Genomic DNA, 895 nt, shown 5'->3' with positions numbered 1-895 from the left:
CGACCCGTCGTTCCAAGCAAGCTAGGTTTCGTGGACAAAGCTTGACTGTGGACTCGGACCTTGATTCAAGGCTGGCTTTTGGAGGCAGCCTTGGGCGAGCGGATTGGCGTTACGGACGAAGAGTGGGAAGTGATCGGGCCGCTGCTGCCACCTGAGCGGGGTCGTGGCTGCCGTCCGGCGCAGGACAACCGCCCCTATTTCGAAGGCATGATGTGGATCGCGCGGACCGGAGCGCAGTGGCGTCACCTGCCGGATGAGTATGGCAAGTGGAACAGCGTTTTCCGGCGCTATCGACGATGGGTTACGACCGGCGTGTTCGATGCCATGCTGGAGACGCTGGCGGAACTGGCGGGGCGCGACACAGCCGCCGACATGATCGATAGCACCGTGGTCCGGGCACATCATTGTGCCGTCGGCATAAAAAGGGGACTCAGCAAACCGAGGCGCTTGGCCGATCGCGCGGCGGCTTCACCACCAAGCTCCACGCAAGGTGCGATGCCAGAGGCTTGCCCCTCGGCTTCGTGCTGACACCGGGGCAAGCGCACGATGTGCAGGGCTTCGCACCGCTGTTCCGCATGATAACTGACCGGATCGAGGCCTTCCTGGCTGATCGGGGATACGATGCCGATGCGATCCGCGAAGAGATTGAGGCGGCGGGCGTCGAGGCGGTGATCCCGGCCAAGGCGGGCCGGCGTAATCCCGCCGCGCATGATCGCGCGAAATACAAGTGGCGCAACCTGATCGAGCGACTGTTCAATAAACTCAAGAACTGGCGACGCGTTGCGACCCGCTACGACAAAACCAAGGAATCCTATCTCGGCTTCGTCGCGCTCGCCTCAGTCAAACTCTGGATACCCTTTGTCCACGAAACCTAGACGCTCTGGTAGGATTCATC

The 895-nt window shown here is 61.7% G+C and carries 1 pseudogene; it reads left to right on the top strand.

The window, feature by feature from the left end:
• Window positions 1–129 precede the first annotated feature (129 nt).
• Window positions 130–875, top strand: a pseudogene (locus A3736_RS16985) (IS5 family transposase).
• Window positions 876–895 lie beyond the last annotated feature (20 nt).

Source organism: Erythrobacter sp. HI0063, from assembly GCF_001635685.1.
In the GTDB taxonomy this organism is placed as follows: Bacteria; Pseudomonadota; Alphaproteobacteria; order Sphingomonadales; family Sphingomonadaceae; genus Qipengyuania.
The sequence above is the reverse complement of the archived record's forward strand: the minus strand, read 5'-3'. Positions and strand labels throughout refer to the sequence as shown.